Source organism: Janthinobacterium sp. PSPC1-1, assembly GCF_049897625.1.
Classification (GTDB): Bacteria; Pseudomonadota; Gammaproteobacteria; order Burkholderiales; family Burkholderiaceae_D; genus Janthinobacterium; species Janthinobacterium tructae.
Window position 1 is genome coordinate 156463 of record NZ_JAFCWP010000011.1, and the last position, 17685, is coordinate 174147.

12 protein-coding genes are annotated in these 17685 nt (G+C 62.8%); 10 read left to right on the plus strand and 2 right to left on the minus strand.

The window, feature by feature from the left end; genetic code table 11:
* Nucleotides 1-335: 335 nt before the first annotated feature.
* From ACP7EG_RS25880 to ACP7EG_RS25895, 4 genes are read left to right on the plus strand one after another with little or no spacing between them, the layout of a single operon-like run.
* Entirely contained in the window at nt 336-3815 is a 3480-nt protein-coding gene (locus ACP7EG_RS25880) for a response regulator (protein ID WP_426089984.1), read from the plus strand.
* Nucleotides 3815-4693: a CheR family methyltransferase gene (locus tag ACP7EG_RS25885; RefSeq protein WP_426089972.1), complete on the plus strand. Its 879-nt coding sequence runs from the start codon at nt 3815-3817 to the stop codon at nt 4691-4693. The genes ACP7EG_RS25880 and ACP7EG_RS25885 overlap by 1 nt, the downstream gene beginning before the upstream one ends.
* A complete protein-coding gene (locus tag ACP7EG_RS25890) occupies nt 4690-5880 on the plus strand; it encodes a hybrid sensor histidine kinase/response regulator (protein ID WP_426089973.1) in 1191 nt (396 codons plus the stop codon). Before ACP7EG_RS25885 ends, ACP7EG_RS25890 begins: the two co-directional genes overlap by 4 nt.
* Nucleotides 5881-5887: 7 nt before the next feature.
* The gene (locus ACP7EG_RS25895; RefSeq protein ID WP_426089974.1) at nt 5888-8770 is read left to right on the plus strand and encodes a PAS domain-containing protein; all 2883 of its coding nucleotides are present in this window, start codon (nt 5888-5890) and stop codon (nt 8768-8770) included.
* A gap of 3 nt (nt 8771-8773) precedes the next feature.
* Here the strand turns inward: ACP7EG_RS25895 and ACP7EG_RS25900 are convergent, their stop codons facing one another.
* Complete coding sequence (locus ACP7EG_RS25900) at nt 8774-11974, minus strand: PAS domain-containing protein (protein WP_426089975.1); 3201 nt, start codon at nt 11972-11974, stop codon at nt 8774-8776.
* Nucleotides 11975-12052: 78 nt separating this feature from the next.
* Nucleotides 12053-12958, minus strand: a complete 906-nt coding sequence (locus tag ACP7EG_RS25905; protein WP_426089976.1) for a LysR family transcriptional regulator — start codon at nt 12956-12958, stop codon at nt 12053-12055.
* Between the two features lie 96 nt (nt 12959-13054).
* Between ACP7EG_RS25905 and ACP7EG_RS25910 the strand changes: the two genes are divergently transcribed.
* The 6 genes from ACP7EG_RS25910 to ACP7EG_RS25935 all read left to right on the plus strand — a co-directional run bounded on the left by ACP7EG_RS25910 (nt 13055) and on the right by ACP7EG_RS25935 (nt 17557).
* Nucleotides 13055-14230 (plus strand): FAD-dependent oxidoreductase, encoded by a 1176-nt coding sequence (locus ACP7EG_RS25910; RefSeq protein ID WP_426089977.1) that lies wholly within the window; start codon nt 13055-13057, stop codon nt 14228-14230.
* A gap of 42 nt (nt 14231-14272) precedes the next feature.
* Entirely contained in the window at nt 14273-15178 is a 906-nt protein-coding gene (locus ACP7EG_RS25915) for an alpha/beta hydrolase (RefSeq protein WP_426089978.1), read from the plus strand.
* Complete coding sequence (locus ACP7EG_RS25920; RefSeq protein WP_426089979.1) at nt 15175-15684, plus strand: hypothetical protein; 510 nt, start codon at nt 15175-15177, stop codon at nt 15682-15684. The genes ACP7EG_RS25915 and ACP7EG_RS25920 overlap by 4 nt, the downstream gene beginning before the upstream one ends.
* Before the next feature lie 236 nt (nt 15685-15920).
* The gene (locus ACP7EG_RS25925; protein ID WP_426089980.1) at nt 15921-16091 is read left to right on the plus strand and encodes a hypothetical protein; all 171 of its coding nucleotides are present in this window, start codon (nt 15921-15923) and stop codon (nt 16089-16091) included.
* Nucleotides 16092-16528: 437 nt separating this feature from the next.
* On the plus strand, nt 16529-16888 hold the full coding sequence (locus ACP7EG_RS25930) for a hypothetical protein (protein WP_139144514.1): 360 nt from the start codon (nt 16529-16531) through the stop codon (nt 16886-16888).
* Nucleotides 16889-17005: 117 nt separating this feature from the next.
* On the plus strand, nt 17006-17557 hold the full coding sequence (locus ACP7EG_RS25935; RefSeq protein ID WP_426089981.1) for a hypothetical protein: 552 nt from the start codon (nt 17006-17008) through the stop codon (nt 17555-17557).
* Nucleotides 17558-17685: the final 128 nt, after the last annotated feature.

Consider the following 17685-nt stretch of genomic DNA (forward strand, 5'->3'; position numbering starts at 1 on the left):
TTTCCGCCCGCGCGTGCCCTCCTTCTTCGGCAAGTCCAGCAGCAGCACGCCATTCTGCTTGCCCTCCTGCATGGGCTGCCTTGCACATGGCGACGTTTACAGGACGCCACCACCACCTGCATCTTAGGATGCGAACAGCCAATCTCTTTGATCTGTCTCAATCGTAAAAAGCTTGATTTTCCTTAAATTTTATCTGTGTGCTATCGCGCTTTGCAGCGTCTTGCAAGTCGGCAATTGAGCGCAAGGCTGTTATGCTAGCGCACGCTTTGCTTGAGCTCCAGAAAACTTGCATTTCAATTAAAATTGTTTTTTCGCGACAGCCTACCACGGACATGATGAATACCAAGACCCCGATCGATTCCTTCAGCTTTCGCCGCATCCTCGCCCGCAACGTGACCTTACCGCTGGTCATCGGGGTCGTCACCGCCCTCGTGTTTGTCGGCCTGATCGCCTACCTGCTCTCGGCCCTGCGCTCGGTCGAGCATTCAGAACGGGTGATCGGCAATGCGAATGAAGTCATGAAGCTGTCGGTCGATCTGGAAACGGGCATGCGCGGCTACCTGCTGACGGGCGACGAAACGTTTTTGGCGCCGTATAAATCGGGCAAGGCAAAGATCGCCGTCGAAATGACCACCCTGCTGGACCTCGTGTCCGACAGCCCCATCCAGACGGACCGCCTGCGCCGCATCCGCGCGCTGCAAAACCAGTGGATGGAGTATGCGGAAGGCGTGATCGCGCAGCGCCGCAGCAACCAGGAATTCCTCGCGCGCGTGCGCCAGGGTGAAGGCAAGCTGGAATTCGATGAAATCCGTCGCGAATTCCTCGCCTTCCTGTCCATGGAACAACGACTGCGCCAGGAACGGGCCGATACGGCCGAGAGCCGCACCATGCTGGCCGTGGTGGTGTTCCTGATCCTCAGCCTGGGATCGTCCGGCTTGCTGGCCTACCTGGGCCGGCGCGAACTGCTGCGCCTGTCCGACATCTACAACGATGCGCTCGAACAGCGCGGCAAGGATAACGAGGTGCTGCAGGAGCAAGCCTGGCTGCGCACGGGGCAGACGGAGCTGGCGGCCCATACGAGTGGCCAGCTGGGCCTGCCGCAGCTGGGACGGCACGTGCTCGATTTCCTCGCCCACCGGCTGGAAGTGGCCGTCGCCACCCTGTACGTCGTCGACGAGGATGGCAGCCTGCGCCGCACGGCCGTGTACGGCTTCAATGAACAGGGCGTGAAGGAAAAACAGGTCTTCAAGCTGGGCGAAGGCCTGGTAGGCGAGACCGCGCGCGAGAAAAAGCTCAAGCATGTGCGGCAAGTACCCGACAATTATCTGACCGTGACCTCGAGCCTGGGCCACGGCGCGCCGCTGGAACTGGTCCTGGCGCCCGTCAACAATGAAGGCGTCGTCAACGGCGTCATCGAACTGGGCTTTACGCATCCCGTCAGCGCCCGCACCAAGGAATGGCTGAACCTGATTGCGGCGAATGTCGGCACGTCGCTGGAAGCGGCCCTGTACCGCCAGCGCCTGCAAAATGTGCTGGAAGAAACCCAGCAACTGAATGAAGAACTGGAAGTGCAGCAGGAAGAATTGCGCACGGCCAATGAAGAGCTGGGCGAGCAGTCGCGCGTGCTGGAACAGTCGCAAGCGCACCTGGAAGAGCAAAAAGCGGCGCTGGAGCAGTCGAACGAACGGCTGGCCGTGCAGGCGTTGGCGCTGGACCAGAAGAACATGGCCATCGGCCAGGCGCACGCCCAGCTGGAAGCCCGCGCGGAAGAACTGCAGCGGGCCAGCCGCTACAAATCCGAATTCCTGGCGAACATGTCGCACGAGCTGCGCACGCCGCTGAACAGCTCGCTGATCCTGTCCAAGCTGCTGTCGGACAATAGCAGCGGCAACCTGACGCCGGAGCAAGTGACGTTTGCGCAAACCATTTATTCGGCCGGCAATGATTTGTTGACCCTCATTAACGATATCCTCGACATTTCCAAGGTCGAGGCGGGCAAGCTGGAATTGACGCCGGAAGCCGTGCCCTTTGACGAACTGCTCAGCGGCATGAAGATGCTGTTCGGCGCCCAGGCGCAGCAAAAGAAACTGGCGTTGAATATCAGCGTGGCGCCGGACGCGCCGCCGTCGCTCGTCAGCGACCGCCAGCGCCTGGAGCAAATCCTGAAAAATCTGCTGTCGAACGCCATCAAATTCACCGATACGGGCACCGTGTCCCTGCACGTAAGCACCGATGCGGCGGGCCAGGTGCGCTTCGAGGTGCAAGATACCGGCATCGGCATCGCCGACGAGCAGCAACAGAAGGTGTTCGACGCCTTCCATCAGGCCGACGGCACCACCAGCCGCCGCTATGGCGGCACGGGCCTGGGCCTGTCGATTTCGCGCGATCTGGCCGCCTTGCTGGGCGGTAGCATCGAGCTGGCCAGCACGCCAGGCCAGGGCAGCACGTTTACATTGGTGCTGCCGGCCGTCATGCCGGAACGCGCCGTGGAAACGGCGACAGTGCCGGCAGCGGCGCCACAAGCGCCCGCAAAAATCGCCATCGCGCCCAAGGCGACGCCCGTCGCCAAGCCCGTGCCGCTACCCACCTTCCAGGATGACCGGAACAGCGCGCCCCCAGGCAAGACGGGCCAGCGTTCCGTGCTGGTGATCGAGGATGAGCCCTCGTTTGCCGGCATCCTGTTCGACCTCGCGCATGAAATGCAATACCGCTGCCTGGTGGCGCACGGCGCCGACGAAGGCTTGCGCCTGGCGCAAGAGTTCCTGCCCGACGCCATCCTGCTCGACATGGGCTTGCCGGACCGCCCGGGCTTGCTGGTCTTGCAGCAATTGAAGGAAAACCCGCTGACGCGCCACATTCCCGTGCACATCGTCTCCGGCAATGACCAGATGCAGGAAGCCATGCAGCTGGGCGCCATCGGCTATGCCACCAAGCCGCGCACGCGCGAGCAGCTGAAAGAAGTGTTCCGCAAGCTCGAATCGAAATTCACGCAAAAGATGAAGCGCATCCTGCTGGTTGAAGATGACGAACGCCAGCGCGAAAGCGTGGTGCACCTGATCAGCGACGACGACGTGGAAATCACGGCCGTGGCGCTGGGCGAGCAGGCGCTGGAATTGCTGAAGACGCAGATTTTCGACTGCATGATCATCGACTTGAAGCTGCCCGATATCCAGGGCAACGAATTGCTCGAACGCATGGAACATGAAGAACTGTGCTCGTTCCCGCCCGTCATCGTCTACACAGGTCGCAACCTGAGCCGCGAGGAAGAAGCGGACCTGATGAAGTATTCGCGCTCCATCATCATCAAGGGCGCCCGCTCGCCCGAGCGCCTGCTCGACGAAGTGACCTTGTTCCTGCACAAGGTGGAGTCGGAACTGTCGAGCGAGCGCCAGGGCATGCTGCAGCAGGTGCGCAGCCGCGAACGCGTGTTTGAAGGCCGCAAGATTTTGCTGGTGGACGACGACGTGCGCAATATCTTTGCGCTGACGAATGCGCTGGAACAGAAAGGCGTGGTGGTGGAAATCGGCCGCAACGGCTTCGAAGCCATCAGCAAGCTCAACAGCGTGGACGATATCGACCTGGTCTTGATGGACGTCATGATGCCTGGCATGGATGGCCTGGAAGCGACGCGCTTGATCCGCGCCGATGGCCGCTACAACAAGCTGCCCATCATCGCCATTACCGCCAAGGCCATGAAAAATGACCAGGAAGAATGCCTGCAGGCGGGTGCGTCCGATTACCTGGCCAAGCCGATCGACCTGGACCGTTTGTATTCGCTGCTGCGCGTGTGGATGCCGAAGATGGAACGCATGTGATGTCCCTGCGCTACACGGACGCGCAGCTGCATGCGCTGATGGAGGCGATCTGTCAGCGCTACAGCTATGATTTTCGCGACTACTCCCTGCCCTCGCAGCGCCGCCGCCTGCATCAGGCGCTCGAGCGCTTCCACTGCGCCGACTTGCCCGCCTTGCAGCAACTGGTGCTGGACGACCCGGCCGCCTTTGGCAAGCTGCTGCAGATTTTGACTGTACCGGTCACGCAAATGTTCCGCGACCCGGCGTTTTTCCGCGCCTTGCGCGAACAGGTGGTGCCCGTGCTGAAAACCTACCCGTCGCCGACGCTATGGGTGGCCGGCTGCTGCACGGGCGAAGAGGCGCTGTCGCTGGCCATCGTGCTGCACGAGGAAGGCTTGCTCGAGCGCAGCACGATTTACGCCACCGACATCAACCCGCAAGCGCTGGCCACGGCCGCGCGCGGCGTATATCCGCTGCACCGCATTGCCGACTACGGCGACAACTACCTGGCCGCAGGCGGCCTGGGCCAGCTGGCCGAGTACTACACGGTCGAACATGCCACCGCGCATTTCCAGCAGCGCCTGCTCGACCGGATCAACTTTACCGATCACAGCCTGTCCACGGACAGCGTCTTTATTGAAACGCAATTGATTTTGTGCCGTAACGTACTGATTTACTTCAATAAAACCTTGCAGGAACGGGCCCTGGGCCTGTTCCACGACTCGCTGTGCCACCGGGGTTTCCTGGGCCTGGGCAGCAAGGAAAGCACGCACTTCACCCGCTTTGCCGCCGACTTCGAGCCATTGCCGGGTCCCGAAAAGCTCTACCGCAAGCGTGCGCCGTCACACGCCGCTTCCCACTACGCTGGACGGCATGGTCATGCCAGGAATGAAACATGATGAATGAAACAAGTACCAAACTGCTGATCGTCGACGATTTGCCGGAAAACTTGCGCGCGCTCAATGCGCTGATCCGCGAGAGCGACCGCAGCGTCTACCAGGCCTCCTCGGGCGAAGAAGCGCTGGCCCTGCTGCTGGAACACGATTTCGCGCTGGCCATCCTCGACGTGCAAATGCCGGAAATGGATGGTTTTGAGCTGGCGCAATTGATGCGCGGCACGGAAAAGACGCGTCACATCCCCATCGTCTTCGTCACGGCGGCCGGCAAGGAAATGAATTTCGCCTTCCAGGGCTATGAAAGCGGCGCCGTCGACTTCCTGCACAAGCCGCTCGATATCAATGCCGTGCAAAGCAAGGTCAACGTCTTCGTGGCCCTGCACCAGCAGCGCAGCGAGACGCGGCGCCAGGTGCAGGCGCTGGAACACAGCCGCCAGCAGCAGGAAGCCTTATTGAAAGAATTACGTGCCACGCAGGCTGAGCTGCAGCGCTCGCTGCGCATGCGCGACGAATTCATGTCCATGGTGGCGCACGAACTGCGCACGCCCCTGAACACGCTGTTCCTGGAAACGCAGATGCGCACCGTCAACCTCGAACGGGGCAACCTGGCCGCCTTCGAGCCGGACAAGCTGAACAAGATGGTGGCGCGCGACGGGCGGCAAATCCGCAGCATGGTGCGCCTGATCGATGACATGCTCGACGTGTCGCGCATCACCAGCGGCAAGTTGTCGATCCGCCGCGAAGCCGTCGACCTGACCAGCCTGGTGCGCCGGGTGGCGGACGACCTGGCACCGTATGCGGCCACGACGGGCAGCGTGCTGGAAGTGATGGCCTTCGAGCCGATCCAGGGGTTCTGGGATGCCTTCCGCATCGAGCAGATCGTTGTCAACCTGATCAGCAATGCCGTGCGCTACGGCCAGGGCCAGCCCGTGGAAATCAGCCTGGCGCACACGCAGAACAGCGCCGTCATCGAAGTGCGCGACCATGGCATCGGCATCAATGCGCGCGACCAGGAACGCATCTTCGACGCTTTCGAGCGCGTCATGCACCAGGACCGCACAGGCGGGCTGGGTCTGGGCCTGTTCATCACCAAGCAATTGGTCGATGCGCATGGTGGCGCCATCACCCTGCAAAGCCAGCCCGGCAATGGCGCCCTGTTCAGCGTCACCCTGCCCCTGGCCGGCAGCTGAGGCCGGCATGAGCAGCACACCTGCCCCCCGCAGCCAGGCCGGCACCAGCGGCGTGGCCTTTTTGCTGCAACTGGAACGCCGGCTGCGCCTGCTGCAAGACACGGGCGAGATCCTTTCCCTGTCGGCGCAGCTGCTGGGCCAGCGCCTGGGTGCCCAGCAAGTGGCCTGTTTCGATATCGACCAGACCCTGCAATGCCCCACCCTGCAGCATGCGTGGAGCGATGGCCTGGCGCCCGGTGCCGCCGGCGAATATTTCCTCGGCGATTATGCCGCCCGCCTGGCCGATGCGCTGGCAGCGGGCCAGGCGCTGGCCGTCAGCGATGTGGCCAGCGACCCGCGCACGGCCACGCCGGCCGCGCTGGCCACGTTTGCACGCCTGGGCATTCGTGCCTTCCTGAACATTCCCATTGCCAAGGAGGGCCGGCTGGGCGCCCTGTTCGTCGTGCACAGTCGCACGGCGCGCCTGTGGCATGCGGACGAGATCGAACTGGCGGTGCAAGTGTCGGAACGGGTGTGGTCGACCATCTTGCGGGCCCAGGCGGAATCGCGCTTGCGCGCCCTCAGTGCCAGCATGGAAACGCAGGTGGCCGAGCGCACGCGCGAATTCGGCCGCACCTGGAACGTCAGCCCCGATTTGCTGGGCGTGCTCAACCTCGATGGCTATTTCGAGCACTCGAACCCCGCCTGGCAAGCCACGCTGGGCTGGTCGGTGGAAGAAATCCGCACGACGCGCTTTCTGGAACTGGTCCACCCGGACGATTTGCCGCGCACCCATGCAGCCTGGGAGGCGGCCAACCAGGGCCAACCGGCGCTGCGCTTTGAAAACCGCTACCGCCACAAGCTGGGTGGCTGGCACTGGCTGTCGTGGGTGGCCGTGCCCGAGGGCGAGAAGGTGTATTGCAGCGCGCGTGACATCACCGTGGAAAAGAAGCTGGAAGCGGACCTGGCCGCGCGCAACAGCGAGCGCGAGCGGCTGTGGCGCAGCGCGCAAGACCTGATGGTGGCCATCGATGCCGACGGCTGCTTTGCCGCCGTCAACCCGGCCTCGTCCGCCATCCTGGGCTGGCTGCCCGAAGAAATGCTGGGCCGCAGCCTGTTTGACTTCGTGCTGCCCGAGGATGCCGCCGCCACGCGCCTGGCGCTGGCGCACGTGTCGCAAGAAGCCATGCCCAGCTTTGAAAACCGCTACCGGCACCGCGATGGCGGCCACCGCTGGCTGTCGTGGGTAGCCGCGCCGGAAGGCGACCTGGTGTTTGCCACCGGACGCCATGTCACCCTGGAAAAGGAAGCGCAAAGCACCTTGCGCAGCATGCAGGAATCGTTGCGCCACAGCGAGATGGCCTTGCTGCAATCGCAAAAACTCGAAGCGCTGGGCAAGCTGACGGGCGGCGTGGCCCATGATTTCAACAACGTGCTGCAAATTATCTCCGGCAATCTGCAACTGCTGCAAATGACCCTGGACGACGACCCGCTGGCCGCCAAGCGCATCGCCAGCGCCTCGGCCGCCGTGGAACGGGGCGCCAAGCTGTCGGCCCAGCTGCTGGCTTTTGCGCGGCGTCAACCATTGAAACCGCTGGTGACGGATCTGGCGCAACTGCTGCGTTCGACGGAAGAACTGCTGCGGCGCGCCACGGGCGAAAGCATCGAGACGCGTTTGCTGCTGGCCGACGATTGCTGGCGCGCCCTGGTCGACCCGCACCAGCTGGAAAACGTCATCCTCAACCTGGCCATCAACGCGCGCGACGCGATGGATGGCCAGGGCCAGCTGACCATCGAACTGGGCAACAGTGTGCTGGACAGCGACTATGCGGCGCGCCATGCGGACGTGGCGCCCGGCGATTACGTACAGCTGACCGTCTCGGATACAGGCACGGGCATTCCCGCCGATTTGCTGGACAAGATTTTCGAACCATTCTTCACGACGAAGAAGGAAGGCGAAGGCACGGGCCTGGGCCTGTCCATGGCGTACGGCTTCCTGCGCCAGAGCGGCGGCCACCTGACGGTGGACAGCGTGCCCGGCCATGGCAGCACCTTCCGCATCTACCTGCCGCGCTCGCTCGAAGCGGAAACGGAATTGCCGCTGCAATTGGGCGGCCCCGTGCTGGGCGGCAAGGAAACCATTCTCGTCGTGGAAGACGACGTGCAGGTGCAAACGACGGTGGTGGACATGCTGCGCGGCCTCGGCTATGGCGTGCTGCGCGCCAGCGATGGCGAAAGCGCGCTGGCCATCGTCGGCAGCGGCGTCCCCATCGACCTGCTGTTTACGGATGTGGTGATGCCGGGCAAGGTCGCCAGCACGGAACTGGCGCGCCAGGCACGGCTGCTGCTGCCGCATCTGGCCGTCCTGTTTACCTCGGGCTACACGCAGGACGCCATCATGCAGGGCGGCCGCCTGGAGCCGGGCGTCGAGTTGTTGAGCAAGCCCTACCGGCGCGAAGACCTGGCGCGGCGCATCCGCCACTTGCTGGCCAACGGCCGCCACGTGACGGCCCTGCAGCAGTACCGCGCGCAGCTGGCGCCGCAACCTGCGCCGGCACTGCCGGCAGGACGCCATATCCTCCTGGTGGAAGACAATGCCGATGCGCGCGCCATGACGAGCGAACTGCTGGCCATGCTGGGACACACGGTGCAGACCGTGGGCACGGCCGAGGAAGCCTTGCCCCTGCTGGGCACACCGGGACTGGAACTGCTGCTGACCGATATCAGCCTGCCGCAGATGTCAGGCGTCGAGCTGGCCGAACTGGCGGCGCGCGACTATCCACAGCTGGAAGTGGTGTTTTCCACGGGCCATGCGCCGGCCAATTCCGGCGTGCTGGACCCGGCCGCACGCTTCCTCGTCAAACCATTTACCGTCGAGCAATTGCAGCACGCCTTGCTGCCGCCGGCTTAGAGCTTAGTAAACGTCGAGCCGGCTCGCCTTCAGTGCGCCGGCCAGTTCTTCCAGGCCAAACGGTTTGCGCAGGAAGCGCGCGCTGGTGTCCTGCATCAGGCTGGCGCCCCAGTCATGTCCGGAAGCAAACACCACCTCCAATTGCGGCCAGTGGGCGCGCGCATGGCGCGCCAGTTCCAGGCCGGACATGGTGGGCAGGCTGATGTCCGTCACCAGCACGTCCAGGCCCGGCATGGCCAGCAAGGGCAAGGCTGCCTCGGCACTGGCCACGCCATGCACGGTATGTCCCAGCATATTCAGCATTTCCGTCGTCATTTCGCGCGCATCGTCATTGTCTTCCACCAGCAGAATGCGCCGCCCGGACGGGTCGGGCGCACCCACCAGGCGGCGGTCGGCCAGCAAGTGGCGGATGCGCCGCGCCAGGTCTTCACGCTGGTAGGGTTTGCTCAACAGTTCCACGCCAGGGTCCAGCCGCCCGCCCTGCATGATGGCGTTGTGCGTGTAGCCCGAGGTAAACAGCACGGCCAGCTCCGGCAGCAGCCGCCGGGCTTGCTGCGCCAGCTCCTTGCTGCTGACGGGGCCAGGCATGACCACGTCCGTAAACAGCAGGTCGATGGCCACACCCGTGCCCAGCAGGGCCAGCGCCGAGGCGCCATCGTCCGCATGCAGCACGTCATAGCCCAGGCCGCGCAGCATGTCGACCACCGTGTGCTGCACGGGCGCATCGTCTTCCACCACGAGGATGGTCTCGCCGCCGCCCAGCACGGGGCCCGTCAGCCCCGCTGGCGGTTCGGCCAGCTTTTCCAGCGAACGGGGCAGGTAAATTTTAAACGTCGTGCCGGCACCGGGCGCGCTGTGCACCTTGATGTGGCCCGCGCTCTGGCGGATGAAGCCGTAGGCCATGGACAGGCCCAGGCCAGTACCTTCGCCTTCGCGCTTGGTGGTGAAGAACGGTTCGAAAATCTGGTCGATCACCTCGCGCTCCATGCCATGGCCCGTGTCGGTGATGGTCAGCAGCACATATTGCCCCTCCAGCACATCGGCATGCAGGCTGGCGTAGGCGGCATCTAGCGTGACATTGCTCAAGGTGAACGTCAGGCGACCGCCCTTGTCCATCGCGTCGCGCGCATTGATGGCCATGTTTAGCAGCACGTTTTCCATCTGGTTCGGATCGACTAGGGTATGCCACAAGCCGTCGCTGATGAAGGTTTCCTCGGTGACCGCCTCGCCCAGGGCGCGGCGGATCAGCTCATGCATGCGGCGCAGCAGGCGGCCCAGGTCCGTCACCAGCGGCTTCAACGGTTGACGCCGCGCAAAGGCCAGCAGTTGCGACGACAGCTTGGCGCCCCGCTCGACGGCCGAGGCGGCCGAATCGAGGCGTCTGGCCGCCTGCGGATTATCGGCCACCGTCAGTTTCAGCAATTGCAAATTGCCGGAAATGATTTGCAGCACGTTATTGAAATCGTGGGCCACGCCGCCCGTCAGCTTGCCGATCGATTCCAGCTTTTGCGCCTGCAATAACGCTTGCTCGCTGCGCACCAGCGCCAGCCGCGCCTCTTTTTCATCGGTGACGTCGCGGCCGATGGCGTGGATCAGCTTTTGCGCCGGCACGGCCGTCCAGGAAATCCAGCGGTAGCCGCCATCGCGGCGCCGGTAGCGGTTTTCCATGCGCAAGGTGGGTGCGCCATGGGCCAGGCGCGACAAATCCTGCAAGGCCGCCATGCGGTCGTCAGGATGCACGAGACTGATGAAATCCATGCCCAGCGATTCGATTTCAGGGCGGTCCAGGATCTTGCTCCAGGCGGGATTGACGGCGATGATCATGCCGGCCAGGTCCGCCACCAGCATGATGTCGGTCGACAGCCGCCACATGCGGTCGCGGTCGGCCGTGCGGTTGGCCATTTCCACTTCCAGCGAGGAATTCAGATAGGCCATCTTTTCCAGCACGTTTTTATGTTCCTGCACGTCCGTATTCGTGCCCACCCAGCGCAGCACCTTGCCTGTCTCGTCGAACAGGGGCAAGGCGCGCGCCAGGAACCAGCGGTAGGCGCCGTCGCTGGCGCGGCGCATGCGGAACTCGTGTTCGTAGGCGCTGGCCGTGGCGACAGCCCGCTCCCAGCTCTTCTGCGTGGCTTGCACGTCGTCCGGATGCACGCAGTGGCGAAAGCCGCTGGTGACCAGCGACTTCATCGATTGCCCCGTGTACTCGCACACCTGCTCATTGACCCAGTAGGTGGCGCCGCTGCCATGCGCCAGCCAGGCCTGGTTGGGCATGGTCGAGGCGAGCGAACGGAACTGTGCCTCGCTGTCGAGCAAGGCATTGCGCGCCTGCCAGTGTTCGTCGATATCCTCGCAGGAACCATACCATTTCACGGGCTGGCCCCGCTCGTCGAGCCGGCAATACGCGCGCGAGTGCACCCAGCGGTAGCGGCCGTCCTGGCGGCGCACGCGCATTTCCTGGTCCAGGGGCTGGCCGCTGCTCATCGCTGCGCTCCAGGCCGCCAGGGAATGGGGCACATCGTCGGGGTGGATGGCGTCCATCCAGCTGGTGCCCAGGCCATTGCCGCCCGTCCATTCGCGCCAGCGCTGCGCCACATAGTCGAGCTTGCCGTCGATGTCGGCCGTCCACAGCACTTGCGTGTTCAGTTCAATGGCGTAATGAAAGTGTTCGCGGCTGTCGTGCAGCGCTCTTTCCAGCTGGCCCCGCTCGATGACATGCGCGGCCACGCGCGCAGCCAGCGCCAGCAGTTCGATTTCGGGTTGCGTGGGATGGCATGACGCGGGGAAAAACAGGCCCAGCACGCCCAGGATATGCCCTTTGGCGCCGAACACGGGGGCGACCCAGCAGGCGCGGTAGCCGTGCAGCATGGCTTCCTTGCGGCCCGCGCTCCAGTGCACGTCGCGCGTGATGTCGCCGCAATACACGGGCGCGCCGGAAAAAGCCGCCGTGCCGAACGGCGAAGGCTGCTCACCGCCGTGCCGCAAGGCCAGGCACAGGTCTTGTGGCAGGCTGGGCGCGGACAAGCCGCAAAAGCGGTCGGCCTCGTCGATGAGCAGCAGACAGGCATGCGCGCCGCCATCGGCCAGGTCTTGCAACGCCAGCAACAAATGCTCCAATGCATGGGCCAGGTCGGCGCCTGCCGCGATACTGCCCAGCGCACTATGCTCGGCGTCCAGCAAGGAAAGAATGTTGTTTGCGTGCACCGTGTCGATATGGGGAAAACTGATGCCCGAAATATACCATGGGGCAACCCTCTTGCAGGAGGAAAACAGAACAGTGTTTTATGCCTGTGCCAGCGTCTGTTGCAGCAGCGCCAGCAAGGCGCGCGTCTTGGCGGCCAGGTGGCGATGGCTGGGATAGCACGCCACCACATCGAGCGGCACCGCTTGCAGGTCCAGTTCGATATGCACGAGATCCCCCCGTGCCAGATGCGTCGCGCAGGCGGCACGCGCCAGCAGCGCAAAACCGACGCCGGCCAGGGCCGCACTGCGCGCCATCTCGCCGCTGTCGGCCCGGTAACGCGCCTGCACGGCCACGGGTTGCGCCCGCCCGTCCGCCCCGACAAATTGCCAGGCCTTGCCATGCAGGGCGGCCCGCGTGGCGATGCAGGGCAGCTGCGCCAGTTGCGCCACCGTCTGCGGCGTCCCCGTGCGGGCCAGCAAGGCGGGCGCGGCCACCACGATGCTGGGCAGAGACAGCAAAGTCTGCTGGATCATGGAACTGTCGGGCGGCACGCCGCGCTGGAAGACGATGGCCAGGTCCACGTCGTCGCGCAGCGGTTCGCCGCCGGCCATGCTGGTCTGGCATTCGATGTCCAGCGCCCCATGCCGGGCCGCAAATTGCGCGATGATCGGCCCCAGCAGCTGCGCGCCGAATTCGGCCGGCAAGCTCAGTTTCAAGACGCCGCGCAAGGTGGCGTGCTGGTCCTGCAATTCTGCCTCCAGCAGCAGCAAATCGTCCATCAGGGGCCGCGCCCGCGCCTGCAGCAGGCGCCCCTGCCCCGTCATGCGCAAGTGCCGCGTCGTCCGCTCCAGCAGCCGCGACCCCAGTTGTGCCTCCAGTTGGGCGATATGCCGGCTGACATTCGAGGTCGGCAAGCCAAGCTTGCGTGCCGCGCCCGCAAAACTGCCCGCCTCGACGACGGCAAGAAAGTAGCGCAAGTGATTCAGATCGATACTGCTCGTCATGATTATCCCTATTTTGCAATGATGCATGCCGATTATGCCCCATTCCACCAGCCGGGATGATGATCTAGCATGGATGCCTTTCATCAAGGAACCACCATGCATATCTTGATCCTGGGCGCCGGTATCGCGGGCGCCGCCTGCGCGCTGGCCCTGCAGCGCCACGGCCATCGCCTCACCCTCGTGGAACGCCAGCCGTCGCCCGACACCATGGGCGGCGGCGTCGTGCTGTGGCCGAACGCCAGCCACGTGCTGGACCAGCTGGGCCTGCTGGGTGCCGTGGCGGCCCGCGCCGGCACGCCCGTGGCAATGCGCCGCCTGGACCAGCACGGCGAGCTATTGAGTGCGCTGGACATCGGCCAGCTGGACGCCGCCATGGGCCACGCCAGCCATGCCATCCTGCGGCGCGACTTGCAAGCCATCTTGCGGGGCCGGCTGCAGGAACTGGGCGTGCAGGTGCAATACGCACAACCGGTCATGTCGCTGTCCGGCGATGCGCAGCAGCAAGGGCGGGTGCACCTGGCCGATGGCCGCGTGCTGCAGGCGGACCTGATCCTGGGTGCCGAAGGGCGCATGCGCTTGGCCGCGAGGCAGTACGTGACAGGCGACAACACGCCCCGCTATCAGGGTTTTATCAACTGGGTGGGCATCACGCAGTTGCCGCCCGGTGAAGCGCCGCTCTTCGATGCGCCGGCCATCCACGACTACTGGGGCTGTGGCTTGCGCTTCGGCATCGTGCCTGTTTCCCCGCACACCTGCTATTGGGCGGGCGCGCAAACGGCGGCCACGCCGCCGTCAAGCCGGCGGGCTGGCTTGCAGGACCACCTGGCCCGGCTATTCGACGGCTGGCCGGAAGCCGTGCGCCGCGTCATCGGGCACAGCGAACCGCAGGCACTGCGGCAAATCGCCATCCACGACCATGATCCCGTGGAACAGTGGCAGCGCGGCAACGTCTTGCTGGTGGGCGACGCCGCCCATGCCGCCCTGCCTACTTCCGGCCAGGGCGCATGCCAGGCGCTGGAAGACGCCTGGCAGCTGGCGCAGTGCCTGCAAATGGATGTGCCGCTGGAAGAACGCCTGCAGGCGTACACGGCAAGGCGCCAACCGAAGACGCGGCAGATCACCTTACAGGCGAGAACGATGGCGCAATCGCTGTTACACCTGGATGCAGCCGCATGCCGCCAACGCGACGCGCAAGCCCGCCATGCCGATACGCGGCAGATCGTGGCGGACATGGCGCGCGCCTGGGGCAGCGGGCTGTTTTCTGCAGAGTAAGCCTATGCTACAGTGTTGTTCTATTCTCAAGCGAAAGCAACGATGCCCACGTCCCTGCCATCCTCCCTGCTCGCCACCGCCCTGCTCGCCTGCGTCCACGGCGCCGTCGCCGCCCCCATGAACCTGGACGACTACCTGGCCCTGAGCGGCCCCGCCCCCACGGCGCAGCTCGCGTACGGCTCTGCGCCGTCTCAGTACGCGCAGCTGTTCCGGCCCGAAGGCAGCGGACCGTTTCCCGTCGTCGTGCTGGTGCATGGCGGCTGCTGGACGGTGGCCTTCGGCGGCATCAAGCAGATGCGCAACGTGGCCGGCGCCCTCGTGGCGCAAGGGATTGCCGTGTGGAATGTCGAGTACCGCCGGGTCGACGAGCCGGGCGGCGGCTATCCCGGCACGTATGCAGACATGCACGCGGCACTGGACAGCCTGCAGCAGCACGCGCCCCAGTACCAGCTTGACGTGAAGCGCATCGTCGCCATCGGCCACTCCGCCGGTGGCCAGCTGGTGCAATGGATCGCCGGCCGGGAAAAACTGCCGAAGAGCAGCCCCCTGTACCGCGAACAGTATCTGCCGATCAAGAATATCCTCAGCCTGGGCGGCCTGGCCGACCTGCGCCACGAACGAGACTTGATCAAGAGCAGCTGCGAGCGCGACATCGCGCAACTGGCAGGCAGCGCCAGCAATGAGCGCCCCGACATCTACAGCGACACCAACGCGGCCGACCTGATGCCCAACGGCAGCCGCACCGTGCTGGCCACGGGCGAGCTCGACACCATCTCCCCGCCCCGCGTCGCGCACGACTATGCGGCCAAAGCCAAGCTGGCCGGCGACCATGCGGAAGTGCTGATCTTGCCCGGCGCCAGCCATTACGACGAGATCGCGGCCACGTCGAATGCATGGCGGATGATCTTGCCGGTGATCAAACAGATGCTGGCAATGGAGGCGAAATGAAACGCGCCATCGCCTTCACGCTGCTTGCCGCCTGCTCCGCCATGGCGTTCGCCGCCGATACCGTGTCACTTGAAAGCGGCTTGCTGCATGCCATGCAGCTCAAAAAGGGCACGACCGAGCGCACGGGCACATCCGGCCGGGCCATCCGCGCCTACCAGCACGCCGGTCTGGTCAGCAAGACGCCCCGCCAGCGCTTCGACTACACCGATTACTATCTGCTGGACAAGCCAGTGCCCTTCATGGGCCACGAACTGGTGCTGATCGAAGAAGAATACCGCAGCAAATACATAGGCTGCTGCGCCAGCCCCGGCGTCGGGATCACGCTGAAAGTCCATGGCAGCATCAAGAATCTGCAACAGTTCGCCCGCGCCAACCGCTGCAAACTGACCGATCATATTGATTTTGCACATAACCTGCGCGAAGTGGCGATCAAGAACAAGGTGCCCAAGGCGCACTATGCGTCCCTGAGCTGCCGCGAGCGCGATGCCGAGCGTGATGAGTCATGACTTTTGTCGCCGGGTAATTCGCTTGCGCATGGCAGCTGTTGGCCAAGAGCAGCCACTCGCGTTGACGTGACAATGCGTGACTTTTCTCGCTCACTAATTCGTTATGCTCATTGCCGCAGTCAGCCACTACCGGCCAAACGAGGTCGTTGCCAAATTCTTGCACTTGGAGTAGTACACCTGCGGCAGCAGTGTGTATTGAAATAGTGGCGATTCAGATCGCTTCATTTAGGGTACATATGAAAAAAACATTTCCACAGTTCATCAGCGTTGGTTTGGGAGTTACTACTGGAACCTTGCTTTACACTCGCTTCCTTGGTGAGGCTCATGAGTTCGATTGGGGGCATGCTGCCTATGTCGGTATATTTTGCGCAACAATAGCTTTTATCTGGCCATCAAAAAAGAATTAAGTTCAAACCTCACTTCGCTCGATAGCGAGTCAATACGCTTCAGGGCAGAACCAGCCAAGGGCGGCAAGCGGCCAGAAGCGGACGACTGACTTACCTTTCATCACTCAATCTAAGTATGCAAAGTTACGTAAAAAGACACTGGGACGAGACTAGAGGCGACAGGTACGATGCATGGGGCACGTCCTGGTGGTACTTTGAAGTCGATGGTGCAGGCTGGGTTACCCGACAAATTGAACAGTACGATTCTGGTCCGCTGCTTTGCTATAGTACCGAGCATGAGAGCGACGAATTTGGCGGGATCTCAGAAAAGCCTCTCGATTTAACGGAGCCAGGGTACAGTGCGATCTCCCATCAAGAGTTCGAATCAACTTGGAGAGCCGCGTAGTGCTTCCGTTATCGGCCAGAAGCGGACATTGCACGACCTGTATCTATAACCCATGACAAACGACGAACCGCTCAGAAATTCGGATCTCATTGCGTATCACAAGGCAACCGGCTGCCCAGTGATGACGGCAAAGACAGCATTGTTATCAATGGAACCCTTGTTGCGGTCGAGAGTACTCAAGGCTGCATTAAACCAATCTGGAAAGAGCCAGTTGTACGACCCAATCGAAGATGAACCAGCGCTGTGGGAGCAAATTCGCGCTGCGAAGGAGGAAGCGAAGATCGTTGCTGGACCGGCAGTCAATCGTGGTCAATGTCACCGAATATGGTTTGAGCAAGAACGTATCTTGACCGCACAGGGAATAGCCTGGTTCTCTCCGGCAGTAATGAATCCCTGGACGGTCTTTGATTAACGCCATGGTTCGCTCGGGTACGACTGCCTTGGGGCGGCACCTGCCAACGACGGCAACCGGCCAAAAACAGACGTAGGAATTCGTCTGCGAATCACCTCATAAAGGAGCTCTATCCAGATGGCTATGACATATCGATTTGCCGCCAGTCCAGAAGCCTGCTCTGAAATACTTGATTGGTTTCGTGCGCTCGCAGCACCCCCAACGGTGACACTTACTGACTGGGGCGCTGCTCTGCACTTCAAGGATTTCGGTGAGATCAAGTACCGCTCTGACGGCTCGATTGATGCCGATGCTTCGCCTTTGGCGACTGTATTGCTCCCCAAGGTTCGCCGCGACGTCATTTGGACCATCGGCGAGGTTCGATTTCTGACGACGCCGTTACGTCGTTTATATCCGGGGCTACACAGAATTAGTACCCAGTTCGCAAAATGGATTGAGGGGTTCGACTGCGTCTTTGCCAATGACGCCAAACGCGGATCTATAGACGGATTTAACTATTATTTAGAAGGCTCACTCAGAAATTATCTTGAGCCAATCTGGGCGCTGCCGTCTGGATTTGAGGCTCTGCAAAATGAAAGATATTTTGTGAGCGTGCAAGATAATGAATTTAAGGTGGATACGCTTTGTCGTTCGCTTCGCTTGCGTGGTGTCGAATGCTCCGCGACATAAGTAATGTCCGCTTTGGGGTGCGGATTCAATCGGTCAACGCAACACACTGTTCAAATCGTTGAGCCGGTGTTTGGTAGTGTAGCGTCTTCCTGGGGCGCTCGTTGAGTCTTCTGGCTACTGCATCGAGT

What these genes read in the sequence shown, in the direction of transcription:
- ACP7EG_RS25880 (WP_426089984.1), top strand. Translation starts at nt 336, where the DNA reads ATGAATACCAAGACCCCGATCGATTCCTTCAGCTTTCGCCGCATCCTC.
- ACP7EG_RS25885 (WP_426089972.1), top strand. Translation starts at nt 3,815, where the DNA reads ATGTCCCTGCGCTACACGGACGCGCAGCTGCATGCGCTGATGGAGGCG.
- ACP7EG_RS25890 (WP_426089973.1), top strand. Translation starts at nt 4,690, where the DNA reads ATGATGAATGAAACAAGTACCAAACTGCTGATCGTCGACGATTTGCCG.
- ACP7EG_RS25895 (WP_426089974.1), top strand. Translation starts at nt 5,888, where the DNA reads ATGAGCAGCACACCTGCCCCCCGCAGCCAGGCCGGCACCAGCGGCGTG.
- ACP7EG_RS25905 (WP_426089976.1), bottom strand. Translation starts at nt 12,958, where the DNA reads ATGACGAGCAGTATCGATCTGAATCACTTGCGCTACTTTCTTGCCGTC.
- ACP7EG_RS25910 (WP_426089977.1), top strand. Translation starts at nt 13,055, where the DNA reads ATGCATATCTTGATCCTGGGCGCCGGTATCGCGGGCGCCGCCTGCGCG.
- ACP7EG_RS25915 (WP_426089978.1), top strand. Translation starts at nt 14,273, where the DNA reads ATGCCCACGTCCCTGCCATCCTCCCTGCTCGCCACCGCCCTGCTCGCC.
- ACP7EG_RS25920 (WP_426089979.1), top strand. Translation starts at nt 15,175, where the DNA reads ATGAAACGCGCCATCGCCTTCACGCTGCTTGCCGCCTGCTCCGCCATG.
- ACP7EG_RS25925 (WP_426089980.1), top strand. Translation starts at nt 15,921, where the DNA reads ATGAAAAAAACATTTCCACAGTTCATCAGCGTTGGTTTGGGAGTTACT.
- ACP7EG_RS25930 (WP_139144514.1), top strand. Translation starts at nt 16,529, where the DNA reads ATGACAAACGACGAACCGCTCAGAAATTCGGATCTCATTGCGTATCAC.
- ACP7EG_RS25935 (WP_426089981.1), top strand. Translation starts at nt 17,006, where the DNA reads ATGGCTATGACATATCGATTTGCCGCCAGTCCAGAAGCCTGCTCTGAA.